Source organism: Staphylococcus sp. KUGN1, assembly GCF_045984185.1.
GTDB classification, from domain to species: Bacteria; Bacillota; Bacilli; order Staphylococcales; family Staphylococcaceae; genus Staphylococcus; species Staphylococcus warneri_A.
In genome coordinates this window covers 149,108-168,406 of the sequence record NZ_JBJQIL010000001.1, presented here as the reverse complement: position 1 = coordinate 168,406, position 19,299 = coordinate 149,108, and the positions used below count along the sequence as shown (strand labels likewise).

Annotated in this window: 22 protein-coding genes; 3 read left to right on the top strand and 19 right to left on the bottom strand. The window is 30.6% G+C overall.

Translation table 11 applies throughout. From position 1 onward, the window contains the following. Window positions 1–19: 19 nt before the first annotated feature. The 5 genes from ACJQQZ_RS00825 to ACJQQZ_RS00805 form a co-directional block, all read right to left on the bottom strand. The gene (locus tag ACJQQZ_RS00825; protein WP_242238398.1) at window positions 20–532 is read right to left on the bottom strand and encodes an MBL fold metallo-hydrolase; all 513 of its coding nucleotides are present in this window, start codon (window positions 530–532) and stop codon (window positions 20–22) included. Window positions 533–596: 64 nt separating this feature from the next. Beyond that, window positions 597–1,136: a GNAT family N-acetyltransferase gene (locus ACJQQZ_RS00820; RefSeq protein ID WP_107536046.1), complete on the bottom strand. Its 540-nt coding sequence runs from the start codon at window positions 1,134–1,136 to the stop codon at window positions 597–599. 119 nt (window positions 1,137–1,255) lie between these two features. Further along, the gene (locus tag ACJQQZ_RS00815) at window positions 1,256–1,552 is read right to left on the bottom strand and encodes a hypothetical protein (RefSeq protein ID WP_002450994.1); all 297 of its coding nucleotides are present in this window, start codon (window positions 1,550–1,552) and stop codon (window positions 1,256–1,258) included. 168 nt (window positions 1,553–1,720) lie between these two features. Continuing rightward, window positions 1,721–2,200, bottom strand: coding sequence for an SA0632 family lipoprotein (locus ACJQQZ_RS00810; protein ID WP_002450995.1), 480 nt, complete (start codon window positions 2,198–2,200; stop codon window positions 1,721–1,723). A 69-nt stretch (window positions 2,201–2,269) separates the two neighbouring features. Beyond that, a complete protein-coding gene (locus ACJQQZ_RS00805; protein WP_049425602.1) occupies window positions 2,270–2,713 on the bottom strand; it encodes a GNAT family N-acetyltransferase in 444 nt (147 codons plus the stop codon). A 283-nt stretch (window positions 2,714–2,996) separates the two neighbouring features. Here ACJQQZ_RS00805 and ACJQQZ_RS00800 point away from each other — a divergent pair, with 283 nt between their 5' ends. Further along, entirely contained in the window at window positions 2,997–3,686 is a 690-nt protein-coding gene (locus ACJQQZ_RS00800; protein ID WP_049425603.1) for a DUF1129 family protein, read from the top strand. Between the two features lie 141 nt (window positions 3,687–3,827). On the opposite strand, the gene ACJQQZ_RS00795 is transcribed toward ACJQQZ_RS00800, so the two are convergent. The 10 genes from ACJQQZ_RS00795 to ACJQQZ_RS00750 all read right to left on the bottom strand — a co-directional run bounded on the left by ACJQQZ_RS00795 (window position 3,828) and on the right by ACJQQZ_RS00750 (window position 12,365). Beyond that, a complete protein-coding gene (locus ACJQQZ_RS00795; RefSeq protein ID WP_124228520.1) occupies window positions 3,828–4,316 on the bottom strand; it encodes a DUF456 domain-containing protein in 489 nt (162 codons plus the stop codon). A 6-nt stretch (window positions 4,317–4,322) separates the two neighbouring features. Beyond that, window positions 4,323–5,537, bottom strand: coding sequence for a sugar efflux transporter (locus tag ACJQQZ_RS00790; protein ID WP_408023095.1), 1,215 nt, complete (start codon window positions 5,535–5,537; stop codon window positions 4,323–4,325). Between the two features lie 35 nt (window positions 5,538–5,572). Continuing rightward, entirely contained in the window at window positions 5,573–6,427 is an 855-nt protein-coding gene (locus ACJQQZ_RS00785) for a LysR family transcriptional regulator (protein WP_002451001.1), read from the bottom strand. A 79-nt stretch (window positions 6,428–6,506) separates the two neighbouring features. Beyond that, window positions 6,507–7,112, bottom strand: a complete 606-nt coding sequence (locus tag ACJQQZ_RS00780) for a ribonuclease FAU-1 family protein (protein WP_002451002.1) — start codon at window positions 7,110–7,112, stop codon at window positions 6,507–6,509. Between the two features lie 283 nt (window positions 7,113–7,395). Beyond that, window positions 7,396–7,875 (bottom strand): cupin domain-containing protein, encoded by a 480-nt coding sequence (locus ACJQQZ_RS00775; RefSeq protein WP_124228522.1) that lies wholly within the window; start codon window positions 7,873–7,875, stop codon window positions 7,396–7,398. Further along, window positions 7,875–8,591 (bottom strand): YebC/PmpR family DNA-binding transcriptional regulator, encoded by a 717-nt coding sequence (locus ACJQQZ_RS00770; RefSeq protein ID WP_002451004.1) that lies wholly within the window; start codon window positions 8,589–8,591, stop codon window positions 7,875–7,877. Before ACJQQZ_RS00770 ends, ACJQQZ_RS00775 begins: the two co-directional genes overlap by 1 nt. A gap of 190 nt (window positions 8,592–8,781) precedes the next feature. Further along, window positions 8,782–9,141 (bottom strand): transcriptional regulator, SarA/Rot family, encoded by a 360-nt coding sequence (locus ACJQQZ_RS00765; RefSeq protein ID WP_002451005.1) that lies wholly within the window; start codon window positions 9,139–9,141, stop codon window positions 8,782–8,784. A gap of 112 nt (window positions 9,142–9,253) precedes the next feature. Continuing rightward, a complete protein-coding gene (locus ACJQQZ_RS00760) occupies window positions 9,254–11,089 on the bottom strand; it encodes a helix-turn-helix domain-containing protein (protein ID WP_408023011.1) in 1,836 nt (611 codons plus the stop codon). Between the two features lie 74 nt (window positions 11,090–11,163). After that, the gene (locus ACJQQZ_RS00755) at window positions 11,164–11,436 is read right to left on the bottom strand and encodes a hypothetical protein (RefSeq protein ID WP_408023010.1); all 273 of its coding nucleotides are present in this window, start codon (window positions 11,434–11,436) and stop codon (window positions 11,164–11,166) included. A 284-nt stretch (window positions 11,437–11,720) separates the two neighbouring features. Continuing rightward, a complete protein-coding gene (locus ACJQQZ_RS00750) occupies window positions 11,721–12,365 on the bottom strand; it encodes a Bax inhibitor-1/YccA family protein (protein WP_002451007.1) in 645 nt (214 codons plus the stop codon). Between the two features lie 385 nt (window positions 12,366–12,750). On the opposite strand from ACJQQZ_RS00750, the gene ACJQQZ_RS00745 reads away from it, so the two are divergent. Continuing rightward, window positions 12,751–13,572 (top strand): LysM peptidoglycan-binding domain-containing protein, encoded by an 822-nt coding sequence (locus tag ACJQQZ_RS00745; protein ID WP_075778869.1) that lies wholly within the window; start codon window positions 12,751–12,753, stop codon window positions 13,570–13,572. A 442-nt stretch (window positions 13,573–14,014) separates the two neighbouring features. Here the strand turns inward: ACJQQZ_RS00745 and ACJQQZ_RS00740 are convergent, their stop codons facing one another. Next, complete coding sequence (locus ACJQQZ_RS00740; protein WP_002451009.1) at window positions 14,015–15,025, bottom strand: inorganic phosphate transporter; 1,011 nt, start codon at window positions 15,023–15,025, stop codon at window positions 14,015–14,017. Between the two features lie 15 nt (window positions 15,026–15,040). Continuing rightward, window positions 15,041–15,658, bottom strand: a complete 618-nt coding sequence (locus tag ACJQQZ_RS00735) for a DUF47 domain-containing protein (RefSeq protein ID WP_002433514.1) — start codon at window positions 15,656–15,658, stop codon at window positions 15,041–15,043. 436 nt (window positions 15,659–16,094) lie between these two features. Here ACJQQZ_RS00735 and ACJQQZ_RS00730 point away from each other — a divergent pair, with 436 nt between their 5' ends. After that, a complete protein-coding gene (locus ACJQQZ_RS00730) occupies window positions 16,095–16,484 on the top strand; it encodes a DUF1398 domain-containing protein (protein WP_124228524.1) in 390 nt (129 codons plus the stop codon). A 73-nt stretch (window positions 16,485–16,557) separates the two neighbouring features. Here ACJQQZ_RS00730 and ACJQQZ_RS00725 read toward each other — a convergent pair whose 3' ends face one another. Next, window positions 16,558–18,447, bottom strand: a complete 1,890-nt coding sequence (locus ACJQQZ_RS00725) for an FtsX-like permease family protein (protein WP_206140678.1) — start codon at window positions 18,445–18,447, stop codon at window positions 16,558–16,560. Then, window positions 18,437–19,198: an ABC transporter ATP-binding protein gene (locus tag ACJQQZ_RS00720; protein ID WP_002451012.1), complete on the bottom strand. Its 762-nt coding sequence runs from the start codon at window positions 19,196–19,198 to the stop codon at window positions 18,437–18,439. Before ACJQQZ_RS00720 ends, ACJQQZ_RS00725 begins: the two co-directional genes overlap by 11 nt. Window positions 19,199–19,299: the final 101 nt, after the last annotated feature.

The following is a 19,299-nucleotide window of genomic DNA, read 5'->3' as shown; positions in this document are numbered from 1 at the left end:
GTTTGATAATTCTACTTAATTATATTGATAATTCATCGATGGTTACACACGGATCATGATTAGCAAAAACACCTAGACAGTGTCTATCTTTTTCAATATTTTGTACCCATTGTAGTGAACGCTTTTCTTGTTTTTTACTACTTAAAATGCCAGGCAATCTAAGTTCCCTCCAATTTCCTGGGTAATATCCTACATCTGAAGCTAATAAAATATAATCATCATTTCGCAATGATTTAATTATGAAACTCGTTAATCCTACTGAATGCCCAGGTGTATGCACTAATGTAATAGCACCGTCATTAAAAAAATCAAATGATTTATTTTGGGGACCAATATGTGTTGCCTTGAAATGGAATGATCGCAAAGATGTCCCTTGCCATAAAGCTGTATTATATCTAAGTGAATGATTTTGATTAGCTTTTTGATACTCTTCATTACTAACTATCATTGCCTTTGCTTCTTTTAATAATTGAAGTCCTCCAGCATGATCTCCATCTAAATGGCTTAAGATGACATATTCAATATCTGACACATTAAATCCTAATTCTTTAATTTGGCCATCTATCAGTTATTTCTTGGCGTTTTGTTTTAAATTTTTATAAATCAATCTCGTATCTCACATGTCTTTTTAAAGGATGATATTTACTTAGATTAGGAAATTCAAAATGATCTAGGAACGTCATCCCAATTTTTTCCATTACTTTTCTTGAGGGTAAATTTGTTTCAGCGGTGAAACTATAAACTTTAGTTATACCTTTTTCTTTAGCAAATCGGAGCACCGCTTCGGCCCCCTCTGTCGCAATACCATTTCCCCAAACTTCAGGTATCAGGCGCCAACCTATTTCATATAGTGGTAGTTCTTTAAATGGATACTCACTATCCTCTGGAATGTAATTTAATCCTATAAATCCAAGCCATTCATTCGTTTCTTTAAGTTCCACGGAAAATAAGCCGATACCATAATCTTTTATTATTTGGTCCATCTTCTTCATATCAAGTTCTGATCGACGATAACTTAATAAACTTGGAAAATATCTTCGTACTTGTGGATTGGCATTCATCTTTTGAAATGGTAGTAAATCACTGTCTTCCCAATCTCGTAACTTTAAACGCTCCGTCTCAATATAAACAACCATTTTTTAACACTCCATTACTCCATAAATACATCTTCACTTATATTTTAGTATAAAATTAACGCGCTATGAAACGTTTATGATTCATATCGCGCTATTGTTTAGATTGTATATTCTAATTATTAACTTTTAGTAATATAACTAATTAATTCAATATTGACAGGAATTTCTTTCAAATGATCACGTTGATTCTTAGGCGCAGTGAACGTTGCATCGATAAAATCATTCTGATGATTCAAACGATATGTTGCTACAAATGTATCTGTCTCAGATTCAAAGTTTGGTAAATGTGCAATCACACGTTTAATTTCTCCTGTTGAATCAATTAACTGTCTACCTGTAATGTTTTCTAATTCTCTACCTAATTCAGGTAATGTTAATGCTTTACCTTCTAAAATGCTAAAGTCTTGTTCATGCATGGCGTTTCTCTCCTCTTTACATCATTGTTCAAAATGATAAATTTTATATTAATAACATTGGTTTATTCTTTAGTATATACATTTATCAACTAAAATACCCTATTTTTTTATTAATCAAACCTGATAATATCGCCCAATAATATGATAGTAACTACATCATATCATACTCTATTGTGTTGAAGATGATTGCTTTTGGTTAGTTTGATTTGTATTAGCCTTATTACTGCCATTCTGTTGAGATGTTTGGTTCGATTGATTTTGGTTATTCTTTGACTGAGTTGGTGTGGATGACTGGTTTTGAGTTTGTTTACTAGCATCTTTTCCTTCAGTTGATTGTTGATCATTTTTTTGTGAGCTTGACTTAGATGCATCATTATCCTCTTGACTTTGGTTACCACTATCTTCATCACTTGAATCTGCACTACTTGCTGCACTTGAGGCACTATTATCTACTTCTTTTTGTAATTTATCCTGTTGGTCTTTTAAATCCTCTTTTTGTTTTTTTAATTTTTTCTTTTGTGCTTTCAATGATTTATTTTCTTTTTCTAGTTTGTCTACACTCTTTTCTAAAGAAGCTTTTTCCTCACTTTTACCACATGCAGACAACGTCAAAGTTGCAGATAAAAACAATATAATCCACTTTTTCATGTTAAACTCCTTTAAAAACAGTTATAAATATAATTCATTTTATCATGAAATATTAAATTATTCATTTTTCTACATTAAATCTTTTCGCATCCTAATATGACTATCATCATAACCTAATTGATGATTCAAATTAAGCATCGCTTTATTTTTAATATGGATTGTACTCTGAATCGACTCTGCGCCTATGTCTTTGGCCCATTGTTCTATTGCCATTTTAAGCTGTTTGGCGAGTCCTTGACGACGAAAATGTGGGTATACATATAATAATTCAATGATTACAGTTTTAGTTTGTAACTCATAGTGACCCCATACAAAGCCTTTTAACTCCTGATTATTCTCAAGAAGTAAGATAGTATCATTTGTATGACGCAATCTTGCATTAATCATTTCATATCGTAATGCGATAGATGTCTTAGTAACTTTGTAATTGTCTTCTTGATTTTCTAATAAATGTTCATGTATGATTGCTACTTCATTAATAATTGCTTGATTACTTAATGTTAACTTTCTCATATTTAACTCCTAAACTTGATATGATAATCACCCGATTTCTATGGTATGATTAAGCGTAATATAATACTGACATACCCTTGCATATCTGTGAATTAACACATATATTGGTATTAACTATCTAATAATGACGCATAATATCCGTAAAATATATTTACGCAATAGTTAGAATGTGTACATTAGTTATATTTGTGATTTAAAAAAGTAGTATATTGCTCACATTATTGAGAGAAACCTCTCTTTTTTCATACTACTTAAACTATTTTAAAGGAGCGCTTAAGCACTCATGAAGTCTACTGCTCAATTAGCTAAAGAAAATAATGTAAAATCATTACGTTTAAATAATACAGATAGAGAAATATTTGAAAACTATATGACCTATATTCGGTCTGATTTAAGTGTGAATCCTCATGATTCAGAAGTTATGTTGAATCGTATATTAAAACATTTAATTAGCGCTGAAGATAAAGGTATGTTGGCTATGGAATTCTTTAACCACAATCCTAAAATGCACGCTAAAAAACAATTAAAAGAGCTCCCAAATGAAACAGTAAAGAATATATTTAAATATATCTATCAGCATTTTGTATTATTAATAGGTATCTTTTGTTTTTTAAAAGGATTTATCGGATTTTTTATTGGTGGAGATAGCAACTATCTTTATCTATACACATTCCCAATCACTGTCATTATTGGCTTATTTATCATTTTCTTGTTTATTTGGATGATATTTAAGACGATTCAATTGCAGTGCTTTAACAACTCAAATTGGGTTTGGCTCTTAACCTATGCAGTGATTGCATTGTTAATCGTTGCGTTGTTTTATGTCTTTTTCATACCACAATCTTTTTTAGCCTTCGGTCCTTTTATTAATGTAAGTAATTGGTCATTTATAATAATTTCTATCATTATTACTCCGATTTCATTTTATATTGATCATCATTATTTCAATAAAGATGCAAATACAATTATGTGATAATATTGATTATCTCATCATGAAATTTAATTAAATATTTTTTAAGTCCAATAAAAACTTGATAAAACAGCGCATAAAATAAATAAGGCCCTAAATGACATTCAACATTCATTTAGGGCTTTATCGATTTTATATTCGTGTCTAATTAAGTAAAAAGATGTCTAGCATAAACCAACTAACCATAATAATCATAATGATAGCTTGTGCAATCGTGCTTGCTAAGAATGCAACAATAGAAGCACAACCCACTTTAATGGCTTGTTTAAAATCATAACCTTGTATTAATTCGATTACTAGAACAAGTATGAAAGGTATAACGACAATTCCAAATGGAGGTAATACAAAACACCCTATAATCACACCTAGAATCGCACCATACTCTCCGAATTTAGAGCCACCATATTTTCCTACAAAATATTTATTCATAAGAAAATCAGCTAAAAAGATTAATATTGTTAAAACAATCATTGATATATAAAATATCCAAGATAATTTCCCATCTTGAAATCCAAATTGATAAATTAGAAATCCTATCCACATCACTAAGACGGAAGGAATCACAGGTTTAACTAATCCTATAAATGCTAATATGAACATTAATATAATTAAGCACCATAATATCACTGTCATTTTAAACTACTCCACATCTAATTTTGTAATTTTTTGATCTTTGGTTAAGAAAATTAATATAATTCCTAAGAATAGTGAGCCCGCTGAAACATAGAATACATTTTCCAAACCAACCCATCCACTCATCATACCACCTAATAAATTACCACATAGTTGACCAATCACCATTGCATTAGCAAATAATGTTGAGGCATAACCTGGGAAATCAGGTAGTATATCTTGAAAATAACTAATACCTATACCTAATAGTATGGCTAAGAAAAACGCTAAAAATAATTGACCAAGTAACATCATATAGAAATTTTTAAATAAGCTAATACTAAAGTAAAATGCCCCTCCAAATATACCGCCGTATATAAGTAACGTTCGTGTTGGTAATTTCCTAGATAAGATACCTAAAATCACCATAAATGGTACTTCTAATCCAGCACATAAACTTGCCAAATAGCCCACATGCCCTTCCTTTTCATGAAGGTAATCTGTAACAAATAATGGCATATTCATTGTGTACATCCATTGTCCAATATGTAATAAAATAAACGCTAAAAACGGTATGAGTAATGTCTTATCTTTAAACATATTTGGCGCAACCTTTTCAACGTGTTGTTGTTGGGAAATGGGTTGCTTAACATTTAAATTTTTATAGAAGAAGACTTGCAATAACAGTGTAAATAAAATAATAGAAACCGTACCACCAAATAATCCTGAATAACCATTCAGTTCAATCAATTGCGAACCGATAAATGGCCCAAATAAAAATCCTAGCGAGAACATTGATCTTAGTACTGTATTAGCAAATTTGGCATTTTCACGTGAACTTGAAACATTAATTGATTCCCTAGCGGATGCATAAAGTTGAGGCATTGCAGGTGCAAACAAACCTTGAAAAAGTGCGTAAAGAATAATAAATAATAGAATGTCTTTCACAAAAAAGTAAATAGAAAAACTAATCGCACCCATAAACAATGCCGTTATAATTAAGAACTTTCTATTAATATTATGTGTGTCAGAGAATCTAGCAATAATCGAATTAACTGTGAATTGACTGATAGCTGCTAAAGCTAATAATAGGCCATATTGTTTCGTCGTCATGCCTATATCTTTCGTTGCAAATAAAACAAGGTAGGGTACCGTTACTGCAATACCCATACCTAATAGCAACATATTCACAACAAATAACTTGTAGTTTTTGATATATAACAATTCTTTAAACATAAGAATAACCTCTATTCATTAAGCGAATCTGTCTACTGTATCTAACGAATAAAATTCAACATTAAATTAACAAACGAGTCTACTTGAGGTAGTTGTAACATACTTTGATCGTAACTCATATAAGTTGAACGAATCAGTGGATCATTATCGATAGTCACTTTTTCAAATTCAAACATATTCTTATCAATGTTTTTCATCATAATTTCGGGTAAAATCGTTACACCTACACCACTAATCAACATTTCTTTACACGTAGCAACTTGGTCAACAGTAATCGTCGCATGATAATCTTGTTCCAAATTATCATTATACCATTGCTTAATTTGATTAATGTAAATAGGGTCAGCTTGGAATTCAATAAATGGTAGTTTTGTAACTTCATCACGTCTATCTTTAGGATAGATAAAATAGTGATCGTCATTAAACAAATGCGTGTTAGATAAATTCATGACCTTATTACCTCTTGTAATCATGACATGATAATCTCTATGATTTGCCTTAATCTGCTCTGTAGAACCTACTTGTACTTGAATTTCAACATTAGGAAATTGCGTATTATATAAACTTAATACTTCAGGTAGCAGTGTCTGTCCTATCAAAGAAGAACAACCAATAGAGATTGTTCCATTGACTTCCCCTATATGTGCCTGCATTTTATCAAAAAATAAACGTTCTCTTTTCAACATATCACGTGCATGTTCGATAATCATTGCGCCTTCGGTTGTTGTGATAAGTTGTTTTTTCGTTCTTATAAAAACATCTACTCCAAAAGCACTTTCAATCGCTTTTAACCGTTGCGTGACAGCTGGTTGTGAAATATATAATATTTCCGCTGCCTTTCTTAATGTTTTTGTTTCGTCTAACGTAATCAATAAACGATAATCATCTATTTTCATAGTGTCCCCCTAGAATGTAACGTTTCTTTTAAACGCTTCAATATTGTTATTTCTATTTATTATGTAAGCGTAATTAGCATTATTTTTTATCAGACGATTTTACTCGATGCACTTTCTTACTTTTAAATGGATGATTGTGTTTATTTTTCTTATATTTTTGATTAATTTTATGATAACATTTCATCACTTTACTCTGTATGTCATCAAAATTTTCTACAATTTCAATCATTAATTGATGCGCAATAATATATGCCTCGTGATATTGTTTTTGACTAATTTGCTCATTTTGTAATGCAAATAACAAATCATCTTCATCAACTAATTCGTATGATCCATCAGGCAATACCAAAACGTCTAAACATAAATCTAAAGTACGTGCATTTCCTTTTTGAGTAATATTTTTAATATTAATATCAAAATAATATTCTAGTGGATTCCCCTTATCATCAAACATAACGGTCAAACTATATCTCTTTTTTTCAGGTAATATTTGTAACCATTTATAATTATCATCTGCGACTATAATATTCTGACCAACTACCGTCACCTCTAAAGGTTCACGTACTTTCTTCATCGTGACCAAGCCTATAATACCCTTAAATCTATTATTATTAACTTTAACCTCTGTGTATTCTCTTTCAATCAGGCGACGCCAGTGACGTTTGTCTATATATTTTACTTTCACAGTCACCAACTCCTTGTTCTCATTATATATAAATGGTTCTGTAATGTCATCATATGCCGAACCTGGTTATATTCTGTCGTAAAATTGATTTATCTATATTCTACTACATATCAAGACATTTTACTTTAAAACGACTAAATTACTATGAATTTATTTAATTTTAATTCTAATCATTTTTTAAACACTGATAGACACTACGATATATTTTAAAACTCATTTAAACATTAACATAAAAAAGCATACCTACGAGTTAAGGTGCTCTCATAGGTATGCTGAAATTCAGTTATTTCTCTTTTAGGGCATATTGATCTATCAATGTTTGATGTTCTGGATATAATGCTAATAATTCATGTGCTTCAAATAATTCGAAATGCTTATATTCAAAGGCAGGTTGACACATACAACCTACTAAACAAAATCCTTCATCATGTTCAAAAGAAGAAGCGAAGATTGTACCTTTAGGCACAACATACTGCAGAACTTTTCCCGCTTCAATATTAGTACCTAATTGTACCGCTTCGTATTTACCGTCAGGCATAATCATATGAATAGTTAAGGATTCGCCTGCATGATAATACCACACTTCATCAGCATCGATGCGATGAAAATGTGAAATATCATTCGAGGTTAATAGAAAATATATACTACTGAATGCAGCTCTTGTTGAATTCATAGAACCATGGCGTATACTTTCCTTAAAATAACCACCTTCCGGATGAGGTGTCATTTGCAGTTGATCAATCCAATATTGTGCGTTAGTCATTATTTTAAATCCACATTATGGAATACATTTTGAACATCTTCTAAATCTTCTAATGCATCTACTAATTTTTCAAAAGTCTCTTGATCTTCAGGTGATAACTCAATATCTGTTTGAGGTAACATTTCAAACTCTGCTACTTTGAAATCTTCAACACCTGCTTGTCGTAATGCATCTTGAACTTGTGCAAATTGATCTGGTTCTGCATAAACAATTGTTAAGCCGTCTGCATCAATCACATCTCTAACATCTACATCTTGTTCCATTAACTCTTCTAGTACATCATCTGCAGACTTACCTTCAATACCAAAAGTAGCTGTATGATCAAACATGTAAGCAACTGAACCTGAAACGCCCATGTTACCACCATTTTTACCGAAAGCCGCACGCACATCAGACGCTGTTCTATTCACATTATTTGTAAGTGCATCAACGATTAACATTGAGCCGCTAGGACCAAAACCTTCATATCTTAGATGGTCATAGTTTTCATCTCCAGCACCTTTAGCTTTATCGATAGCTTTATCAATAATATGGTTTGGCACAGAATATGTTTTGGCACGTTCTAATACTAATCGTAAGGCTTGGTTAGATTCAGGATTGGGTTCACCTGATTTTGCTGCTACATATATTTCTTTACCAAATTTAGCATAAATTCTACTTGTATTTTTATCTTTTTGAGCCTTTTTCTCTTTAATATTATTCCACTTACGTCCCATTATGGTCATCTCGCTTTCATTCTCTATAATTAACATTCTATATTATACATGATTTTGCATCGTTTATATACCACTAGTAACCTATCTCTTTGATAACGTTTGAACTCACTATTGTACCAACCTAGAAGATATATCATTAAACATAAAAAAATTAGCCCCTAAAATTAGGAACTAACTTATATGTAGATATTTAAATGTTTAAATATTCTTCAACATCATTGAATAAAGCATTAAATTCTTTCATGTTGTCTTGATTCATATATAGATATATCTTTCTTTCATCTTCTTTAGATCTTACTTTACTTAATTTATCTTTTTCAATCAATCTACGAATTGATACTAATAATTTAGTTCTACTCAATTCTAATTCTGAAATTGCAATTTTCAAAAATGTTTGCATTAACATTTGTTCTTCTTGGCAATTCTTTTCGGCCAAGTCTAAAACAGCTAAATCATTTAATGTTAATTTATATTTTTGATCTATATATTCAGATAATGCTTTATATTGTTTATAAAATTCTAATAACTTATCTAACTTCTCTTTATTCAAAGACTTGCACCCCCAAATATAAAACAGACAACGTATAATAACATTATCCTAAATATCTGAAAATTTGTCTTTCCTGTTTGTTTTTAATCTATTGTCAAAATTACCGATAAATTTAAATTGAGTTGTGCCACGCCCTTTTGATTTTAGATTCATTTTTAAATATAGTAATCATATAAAAGGAATTATAACTAAGGTTAATGTCTAACGACTTTTCTGTAAAATCATGTTCAATCACTTCTACCATAGGCTTAAAGTAATAATCTATAGTATCTAGAAATTCACTCGTCCAGTCATATTTATTCCTTAAATCTTTAGATATTAAATGATTTAGGTTACCACTATAACTATTTATTTTTCCTATGAATATAAAGTAGCGCTTATTCGAAGGCGTTTGCTCAAAACTTACATACACATGACTATCTTCATAGTTCTCATTTGTAGCTTCGTTTTCGATGATTCTCCAATCAAATAAACATAAAACATATCTGTCATCGAGTTCGACTTTTTTGTAGTAACTTGCATCAACATACTCTTGGTTGAACAGCCAAGTTAACTCATTAAATATTAAGCCAAATGTTGTTTTAAAACCGTTCTTATCAAATAAGTGTAATGTATTAAAAAGGTGTGTATGGTCATATAAATTAAAACCTAATCCAGCAAATGTTTCTCTTAAAGTCGATACTGTTTCAATGATAAGTGGCGAACTATTGCTTAAATCATTATCTTTATCGTTAATTAATTGATGATTTTCTACATTTAGTAAAATCATCTTTTCTTTCACAAAGTCAATTTCATTCAGAATTGCCTTTAAGTTCTTTAATTGAATCTCATTTTTTAATAACAAATGTTCATTTTCATCTATTAAATAGGATGTTTTTAATTTGGCATTATCAATAAATAAATATTCGAATTTCAATCGCTTAATTTGTGATTCTATCGTTTTTAATAGTACAGGATCATCTAACAAACATGTCATATCTAAGCCGATAACATGATTAATATGCAAATCTTGAAAATTAATAATATCTCTATAAATTTCACGTATTGCCTTTTCATCTAAATTGAATACTGAAATCACTTCATATTCATAAGGAATGACTTTCATAGCATTTTTCAATTTTAACACTGCATCATTAAAACAAATTCCTAAATGATCAATAACTCTATAATTATCAATATTAAAAGCAACCCTTAACCCTTTTTCAATGATAACCTCTGCAATTTTTCGTTTGTCGTCATATGTCATCACATCACAAATTTCTGTGAGTGTTGGTACAATATAGAAAATGACATCAGTACGTGAAAAGTCATATTTTTCAAACTTGTCATATAAAAATAAATATCGAATTTCTTCTATTGTTTGAATTTGAATAGTGCTATAAAATGGTTTAACTTTATTAGGCGTACCAATATCTAGTTGGATATCTTCATATTTTTCAATATTATGTTGCTCTACTAAATCTTCAACATATGTTTTGAAAGCTTCAATATCTTGATCAGTTTCAATATTCACTTTAAACATCACATTCTTATCGTATTTTGAAAGTTTACGATAATCATTGGGCGTCACACCTAAATAGCCTTTGAACATTTTAGAAAATGTAGACATATTACTAAAACCTAATGCGTCACTAATATGACTAATTGTGGCACTAGTGGTTAGCAACATCTCTATTGACTTACTAATTTTTAAAGTATCTACATATCTCTTAAACCCCATACCTATTAATTGATGGAATTGGGAAGAAATATTTGATTTTGATATAAAAAGATCTGTTGATATATCTTTTAACGTCAATCTCGTTTCAATGTGATTATCGATATATTCTAATTCCTCTTTTAAATCATTATAATATGTATAGTTGTATTGATTAACTGCAATATCCTTATCTACAACTGCTTCTGTACCTATGATTTGAACAATTTCCCTTGTAAGTTGATCCAGCATCTCTTGATTATCTTGACAAATTCGTTTGAGTGCTAACTGTAAAATCAAGTCTTTAAGTAAATTAGAAGATTTAATCAGATTGGACGTATATTGGAATTCAAAAAATGAAAACCTTGTTCTGTAAACCAATCACTTGTTAGATATAGCATGATCATTCTACCTTTTGTGTTTACACTAAAAACATCAGCATTGTTGATGATATAGATGTCGTTATTAATCGTCATTTGTTTACGAAATTTTTGAACATACATGTCACTCTCTAATGGCCAAAATAAGATGATCCCGTCTTGACACCTAGTTGTCGGATATTCAACATTAGAAAGTATACGCAAATAAGAATTCGGCATATTTCTCCCTCTCTTTTCTAATAAACCCAGTATAGCTTCCAAACTTAATTAACATTCTAAATACCTAACCACAATAATTTAACGCAATTATAACACGTATTTAAAAAATATACTTGTTTATATATTTAGAAAAAATTAAGTTATAAAACAACATAAATATTACGAATAAAAAAAGATGCGGCGCTAACTTCTTAATGTTTTATCTAAAGACATTAAGAAAATATTTTACATCACATAGTTAATTTCACGCCAACATCTTTGTTTTTGAACAATCGCTATTTTGATTATCTAAATCGATTAGCCAATCGAAGTATATCTTTAATGATATTTAATAGATTGATAAATAAATTAAAGCCCATTTCTCGTGGAGAGAATTGTCCTCGTTTCATCCTATTAAAATCATACAGGGTATATAACAAGAACAATAATAAGCTTACGACTGTAATAATAGTATGGAAAATAGGATTATGAATAAACATCCCAATAATGCTTGCAATAATTAATGCTAATAAAGTAACGAATAAATATCTTCCCATACTTGATGCATCGTTGATTAAAAAGAATCCTACAATACCAAAAGCAATAAAAGCACCAATGGCTAAAATAATATTCTTATAAAAGACTTCAGGTCCTAAATTTTGCAAATAGCTTGTAAACATAGCATATGATAAAAGTCCCAATATAATTGCATATATATGCGAAATAACTAAACCATACTTACGTGCACGCTGAAACACTAAGGTAATTAATACTAAGACCATTAATGCAAGAGATAAGGGTCTTCTCCATTCCATAGGTAAAAATTGACCAAAGTAACAACCAATCCCAAAAATAATCCAATAATACATGAAGAATAGCCAAACCTTAGCATAAGCATGTGAACGATGTTTATCTTTTGTTTCATTTGTATGTTGTGCAGTCTGTGACATATATTCTGCTCCTTCATTTATGGTTTGTTTATCTAATGGTACGATTTTACAATAATATATTAATTAAAAAAAGTAATAATAATGAAAAATAGATATACTTAGTCGGTAATTCTATATATACTATACACTTTGTTACAATTTATAAAAATTTATTATTGGATTTTTTAATTAAAAAGCCGCTTCATAACTGTCATATCAACATTTCCACAAATGAAATATTTCAACTCTCAATTGTTAACAATATTACAAGATAATAACAAACCACACAGAGACTAATATTTTTGTTAGTATGGATAGCGTAGTAAAAAAACGAAACGCGATGATACATCGTTAAACTTAATTTCTATAAATAAAAATATTAAAGCAAATATAAGGAGGAGTCACTTTGAAAAAGTTAGCCTTTGCAGTAACTGCCGCTTCAGGCGCAGCCGCAGCACTTTCTCATCACGATGCCGAAGCTTCTACTCAACATAAAGTACAGTCAGGAGAATCATTATGGACTATCGCTCAGAAATATAATACGTCTGTAGATAGTATTAAACAAAACAATAATCTAGATAATAATATGGTATTCCCTGGACAAGTCATCACAGTAGGTGGAAGTGCTTCTCAAAGCTCAAGTTCAAACACTTCTTCACAATCAGGATCACCTTCAACACACACTGTACAATCAGGTGAGTCATTAAATATCATTGCAAATAAATACGGTGTATCAGTTAACGAATTAATGTCAGCCAATAATTTAAATGGTTATTTAATCACACCTAACCAAACTTTAAAAATACCTAATGGCGGTTCTGGTGCAGGCGCTGGATCTGGTTCTGGTGGTGCAACTGCTACACAAGGTAATACAAGCACACAATCACCATCGTTTAACCACCAAAACTTATATACTGAAGGTCAATGTACATGGTACGTATTTGACCGACGCGCTCAAGCTGGTAAACCAATTAGCACATATTGGTCAGATGCTAAATATTGGGCTACAGGCGCAGCTAATGATGGTTACCAAGTTGACCATTCACCTGAAGTAGGTGCAATTATGCAAAGCGTTCCAGGTCCATATGGTCATGTTGCATACGTTGAACGTGTGAATGGTGACGGAAGTATCTTAATTTCAGAAATGAACTATACTAACGGACCTTACAACACAAACTACAGAACAATACCAGCTTCTGAAGTATCAAGTTATGCATTCATTCACTAAAAAGTGAGATGCTATATCATTAATTATACTTTTAATAAAAATAGCTTAACACCAACAAAGCATATCACTTTGTTGGTGTTTTTTAATTGTCTAAATTGATCTTATATATGACATGTCCCCCTCATTAATCATCATCATAAATCTAATACTAAGACGACTATTCTGGTATAAGTCCATTGATTTACCTGACGAAACGCCCCCTTATTCCATAACTAACATTATCAACCTTAATAATGACACTCTCATCATAAATATTATCATCTATTATGTTTCTACTGAATTCTCTGGAGCGATAATATAGACACTACTTGACTGAGGAAAGTTGTTTTATCATCAAATACATTAGCCTCTATATTTCATAGCTAAAAATAGACCATATAAAAAGGTTGAGCGTATGTCTTAAACGCTCAACCTAAATATTTAAATCGCTATGTTATATATATTATTTTAAGAAGAAATGCATTATAAAGTAAACAAGTGCTGCTAATACTGCAGAAATAGGTAATGTAATTACCCAAGTAATTAACATACGTTGTGCTGTACTCCATCTAACACCTTTCGCACGGTTAGAAGCACCAACACCTAAAATTGATGAAGATACAACGTGTGTTGTTGAAAGTGGGAAATGTAATGATGATGCTACGAAAATAGTTAACGCAGATGACAAGTCAGCTGCAGCACCATTTGCTGGTCTGATTTTCATAATGTTACCACCAACAGTTTTGATGATTTTCCAACCACCGACTGCAGTACCAAGACCCATAGCAGTAGCACATGCAATTTTAACCCATAATGCTGGTTCTACGTTTGAACCGTTTTGAATATTAGCAACGATTAAAGCTAAAGTAATGATCCCCATTGATTTTTGAGCATCGTTTGTACCATGTGAGAATGATTGTAACGCTGCTGTGAAGATTTGAAGGAATCTAAAGTTACGATTAGCACGTGTTAAGTTAGCATTTTTAAATACGACTTTAACAATTGAATACATAATAAAACCAACACAGAAAGCGATAATTGGAGATACAATTAACACGATAATAATTTTAGTGAAACCTTGGTAATGTAATACTCCAAATGATCCTTCTGAAGCAATAGCTGCACCTGCGATTGATCCAATTAATGCATGTGATGACGAACTTGGGATACCATATAACCAAGTAATTAAATTCCATGCAATCGCAGCGATAATTGCTGCTAAAACAACAACCAATCCATGTTGCAATTTAAACGGATCTACAATATCTTTTGTTATTGTACCAGCAACTCCAGTAAATGCTAAAGCACCAATAAAGTTCATAACTGCAGCTAATAAAATGGCTGTTCTTGGAGTTAATGCTCTCGTAGATACGGCAGTAGCTACAGCATTGGCTGTATCATGGAAACCATTGATAAAGTCAAATATTAATGAAAATATAACTATAGCTATCGTGACGATTAAAATATATTCCATAAGTGAGGACTCCCTTTAGCTATTTTTCATGATTATAGTTTCAAAATTATTTGCGACTGTTTGGCATTTATCTGCAATTTCTTCCATGCTTTGATAAATATCTTTTATTTTAATTAATGTGATTGGATCTGTTTCACTGTTGAAGATATGTTTCATAGATTGTCTTAAAATACCGTCACAGTTCGTTTCAAACTCTTTAATATTAATTGAGTGAATACGCATGTGAGATAATTTTTTATCTACTAATAAACCTACAGCTAGTTTCATTTCTGCAACTGCTTTTTGAATATTTTCAACAAATTCAGCCATGTATTCGTCTGTATATTCGATTGAATACATTTCAAACATTGCTGACGTTTCTTCCATAGCATCTAACACATCATCAATTGCATTACATAAAGATAAGATATCTTCACGTTCAATTGGTGTGATAAAAGTCTGATTTAAATCAGTAATCACTTGATGCATTAATTCATCACCATGAGATTCATAAGTTTTGATATTATCAGAATATGCTTTCAAATCTAAATGTGTATTGAAATCCATTTTACCGAACTCAATTGCTGCACGATCAAGATTAAAAACCATTTCTTCTAACTGAACCATGAACTTATCTTTTTTCTTACTAAACATTCAAAATCCTCCATTTGAGCGATTGTTGCCAATCACATTCATAAATTTTTACTCCATAAGACCTATTATAAGGAACACATTTACAATTTTCAGAAAAAAGGAGATTCACTTTTTCATTTTGTAAATATTATGTAAATCATAGTTATAAGCAATGATGATTGCATTCAAATAAATTGCGATTTGTTCCTACTTGAAAATATCACAAAATTTACATAACTACAATTCAATTTACAAATTCTTAACAAATACGCAAACAAAATTTTACATACACTTTCCTAATGTGCACAAAAGGAGTATAATAACCAATCCACTTTATAATTTAACGTTTTAAATGATGTCTTTCAATCAATTTCCCATATACCAAATATAAACCATAATTTTTGCTATCCCTCCTATTCCACTTTATACTAGCATTACTATACTAAAGGAGATAATTATGGAATTTACATTAAAATCAATTCAAGAAGCACATGAAAAATATACTGGTCCCGATTTCCCAATGCTATTCAAAGCTTTTAAAGATATGGGAATGGTTAGTAATGAAGTGAATATTCAACATGGTACTTCTGTTTATACAAATACCGATGGTCAAACGATTACAGCAGAAGGTGTGAAAGTATCCCATCCTATCGCTGACACTTCACATGTTGAAGAAGTGAAAGACATTCTCACACGTCATCAAGCAGGACAGACTGATTTTCCTACATTTTGTGAAGAAATGGCTCAAGCTGGTATTTATAAATGGTCTATTGATATTAATGCTGGTACTTGTTCATATATTGATTTAAACCAACAAACTATTGTAAGTGAACAAATCCCGCAATAATCATTCGAATCATATATTTAAAGGATTCCATTGTACATCTTGTGATTACAATGAAATCCTTTTTTATTTAATATTAAATTGAATGTCTTATTGTCCTTTTAGAGTGATTATAAGCTGTTAAGGCAAATACAGCATAAATGGCTGTGTACACTGCCATAACAATAAATATAGGGAATTGATTGGTCGCACCTAACAATGACATAAATGCCAGTGAAGCAAAATATGCATGTAATAAAGCAATGATTAATGGTAATGAAAAGTTAAATAGAACCTTTAATTTCAAACCTTTGGCCATATCTCGATGTGTGAAACCTAATTTACGCAATATAGAATAATTTTCTATTTCATCCTCTGTTTCATCGATTTGCTTAATATATATGATACAACCTGCCGCAATTAAAAACGCGATTCCTAAAAATGATGTCACGAATAGTAATATACCCGTTAAACTTGAAATTTCACTTGCTGCTTCACTTCTCGTTTCAATATTTTTATCCACATTTTTTACCGCACTTTGCAATTCTGGCCTGTCCTTTTTGTGTTTAATATCAAATCCATATTGAGACACAATATTTTTAGCTTTAGTATGATTTCTTAAATATTGGTAATCTTTGTCATTTAATACTAAAGTAGGTCCTCCTAAATCAACATCACTCATAAAATAAACTTGGTTAATTTCTTTATTTAATTTAACTTTGATCGAGTGTTGATGTGTCCCCAATTGTGTTACACCGTGCTTCTTATATTTCATGACATCACTTACTCTACCTTCAGGTACTATAATATCTGTGTAACCCTTCGACACTTCAACATTAGGTATATACTTGTCACTCGTTACAGATACTTCATATGGTTTAGCAATGCCCTTTTCAAATAATTTGTCTTTAAACAACTTACTATAAACAACTTCTTTATAATTATAAAAATGCTCAATATTTTTATTGTTTAATTCATATGCTAATTCATTGGCCTTTTCTTTATCTTTTAACGTCACATCGTGTGGCGAATTCAATAGAACTTCATTGGTTAACGTCCCACGACTAATCGCTGCAAAACACAATACTGATACAGTAATAGCAGAAATAATTGTCATAACAGTTAAAGAAAACGCATTTTTCTTTATACGATACATAATCGGTGCTGTAAACATCACATCGTTGACGCTTACTGTATCTTGTCTCACTTTCTTAATTGCTTTAAAGATTAGTGAAACAGTGCTTCTAAAAAAGAAATACGCCCCAATCACTGTACATATCAAAATAACAAATGGCTGAAAAATACTATTAAAATGTTGAACAACTGTTGTCGATAAATAATAACCTGTCAGAATCATGAGTACGCCTAATACACCTAAAATTAATTCACCCATTGTAAAACGATTATGATTGATTTCTCTTTTGGTCATATTAGAGGCTAATTCTATAATAGAACGTCTTCTAATATAAAAATAGCTTTGACCTATAGTTAAAATGTACGCCACAACAATCAATAAAATTGCTTGTAAAATAGCAGACACACTGAAAATGATTGAAACAGTAATGTTAATACCGAGTAATCTTAGAACAATCATTAACAATATTTTAGAGCCAAAAATACCAATGATAATTCCTAAAATAGAAGTGGCAATAAAAATAAGTAATTGTTTAATCATAATCATTTGTAAAATATTGAATCTTGAAAGACCAATTGTTTGCAATAAGGCAAATTCACGACCTCGCCGTTTTAAAAACAACAGATTCGCGTACAAAATAAATACGATAATAATGATAAATAGAAAATAACTTCCTATTTGAGAGCCTTCTTTAATGATTGGATAATTCTGATTGCCATGTAAATGATGTGCATATTTTAAAGTAATAAAACTAAAATACAGTACTACGCTAATAACTAAAGAAAATAAATATATGGCATAATGCGAAAACTTTTGTTGAAAGTTTTTAAAAATAATTTCTTTAAAGGTCATAATTCACGCCACCAAGTACACTTTGTGTTCTAATAATTTCATTGTAAAAAGTTTGTTTATCGTCTTCACCTTGGAAAATTTCAGTAAAGATTCTTCCATCTTTTAACATAACCACACGATTTGAATAACTAGCTGCTACGGGGTCATGAGTAACCATTATAATCGTAGTATCAAATTTCTCATTCATTTTGCATAGTCGTTTTAATAAGTCTTGCGTGCTTTTAGAGTCTAATGCTCCTGTTGGCTCATCAGCAAATATTATTGATGGGTTAGTAATAAACGCTCTAGCGGCTGACGTTCTTTGGATTTGTCCTCCTGACAATTCAGTTGGGTACTTATCACTGATATCACTAATATTTAATGCCTCAACAATTCGTTCATAGCGCTGTTTCATTTCTTGTTTATCTATTTTCTTTACAGATAACGGTAGCATAATATTTTCTTTTACCGTTAAGGTATGTAAGACATTATAATCTTGGAAAATAAATCCAATGTCTTTTTTACGAATATTGGATAACGCTTTGTTTGATAATTTGTCTAATGGCTGCCCATTTAATTTAATCGATCCTTGCGTTGCATAATCTATGGAACTCAGTACATTCAATAATGTTGTTTTTCCCGAACCAGAAGGCCCCATAATTGAGATAAATTCACCTTTTTCAACAGATAAATTAATATCATGTAGCACTTCTTGTGGTGAATATTGATTGCCATATATTTTTGTTAATTGTTTTACTTCTAATATTGCCACTTTAACACTCCTATGATTATCAACTGTTTAACGTTGATGCCACATCATTTGTAAATATAATGAAACGCATAACTATTCAATATTATTATAACGATTGAATA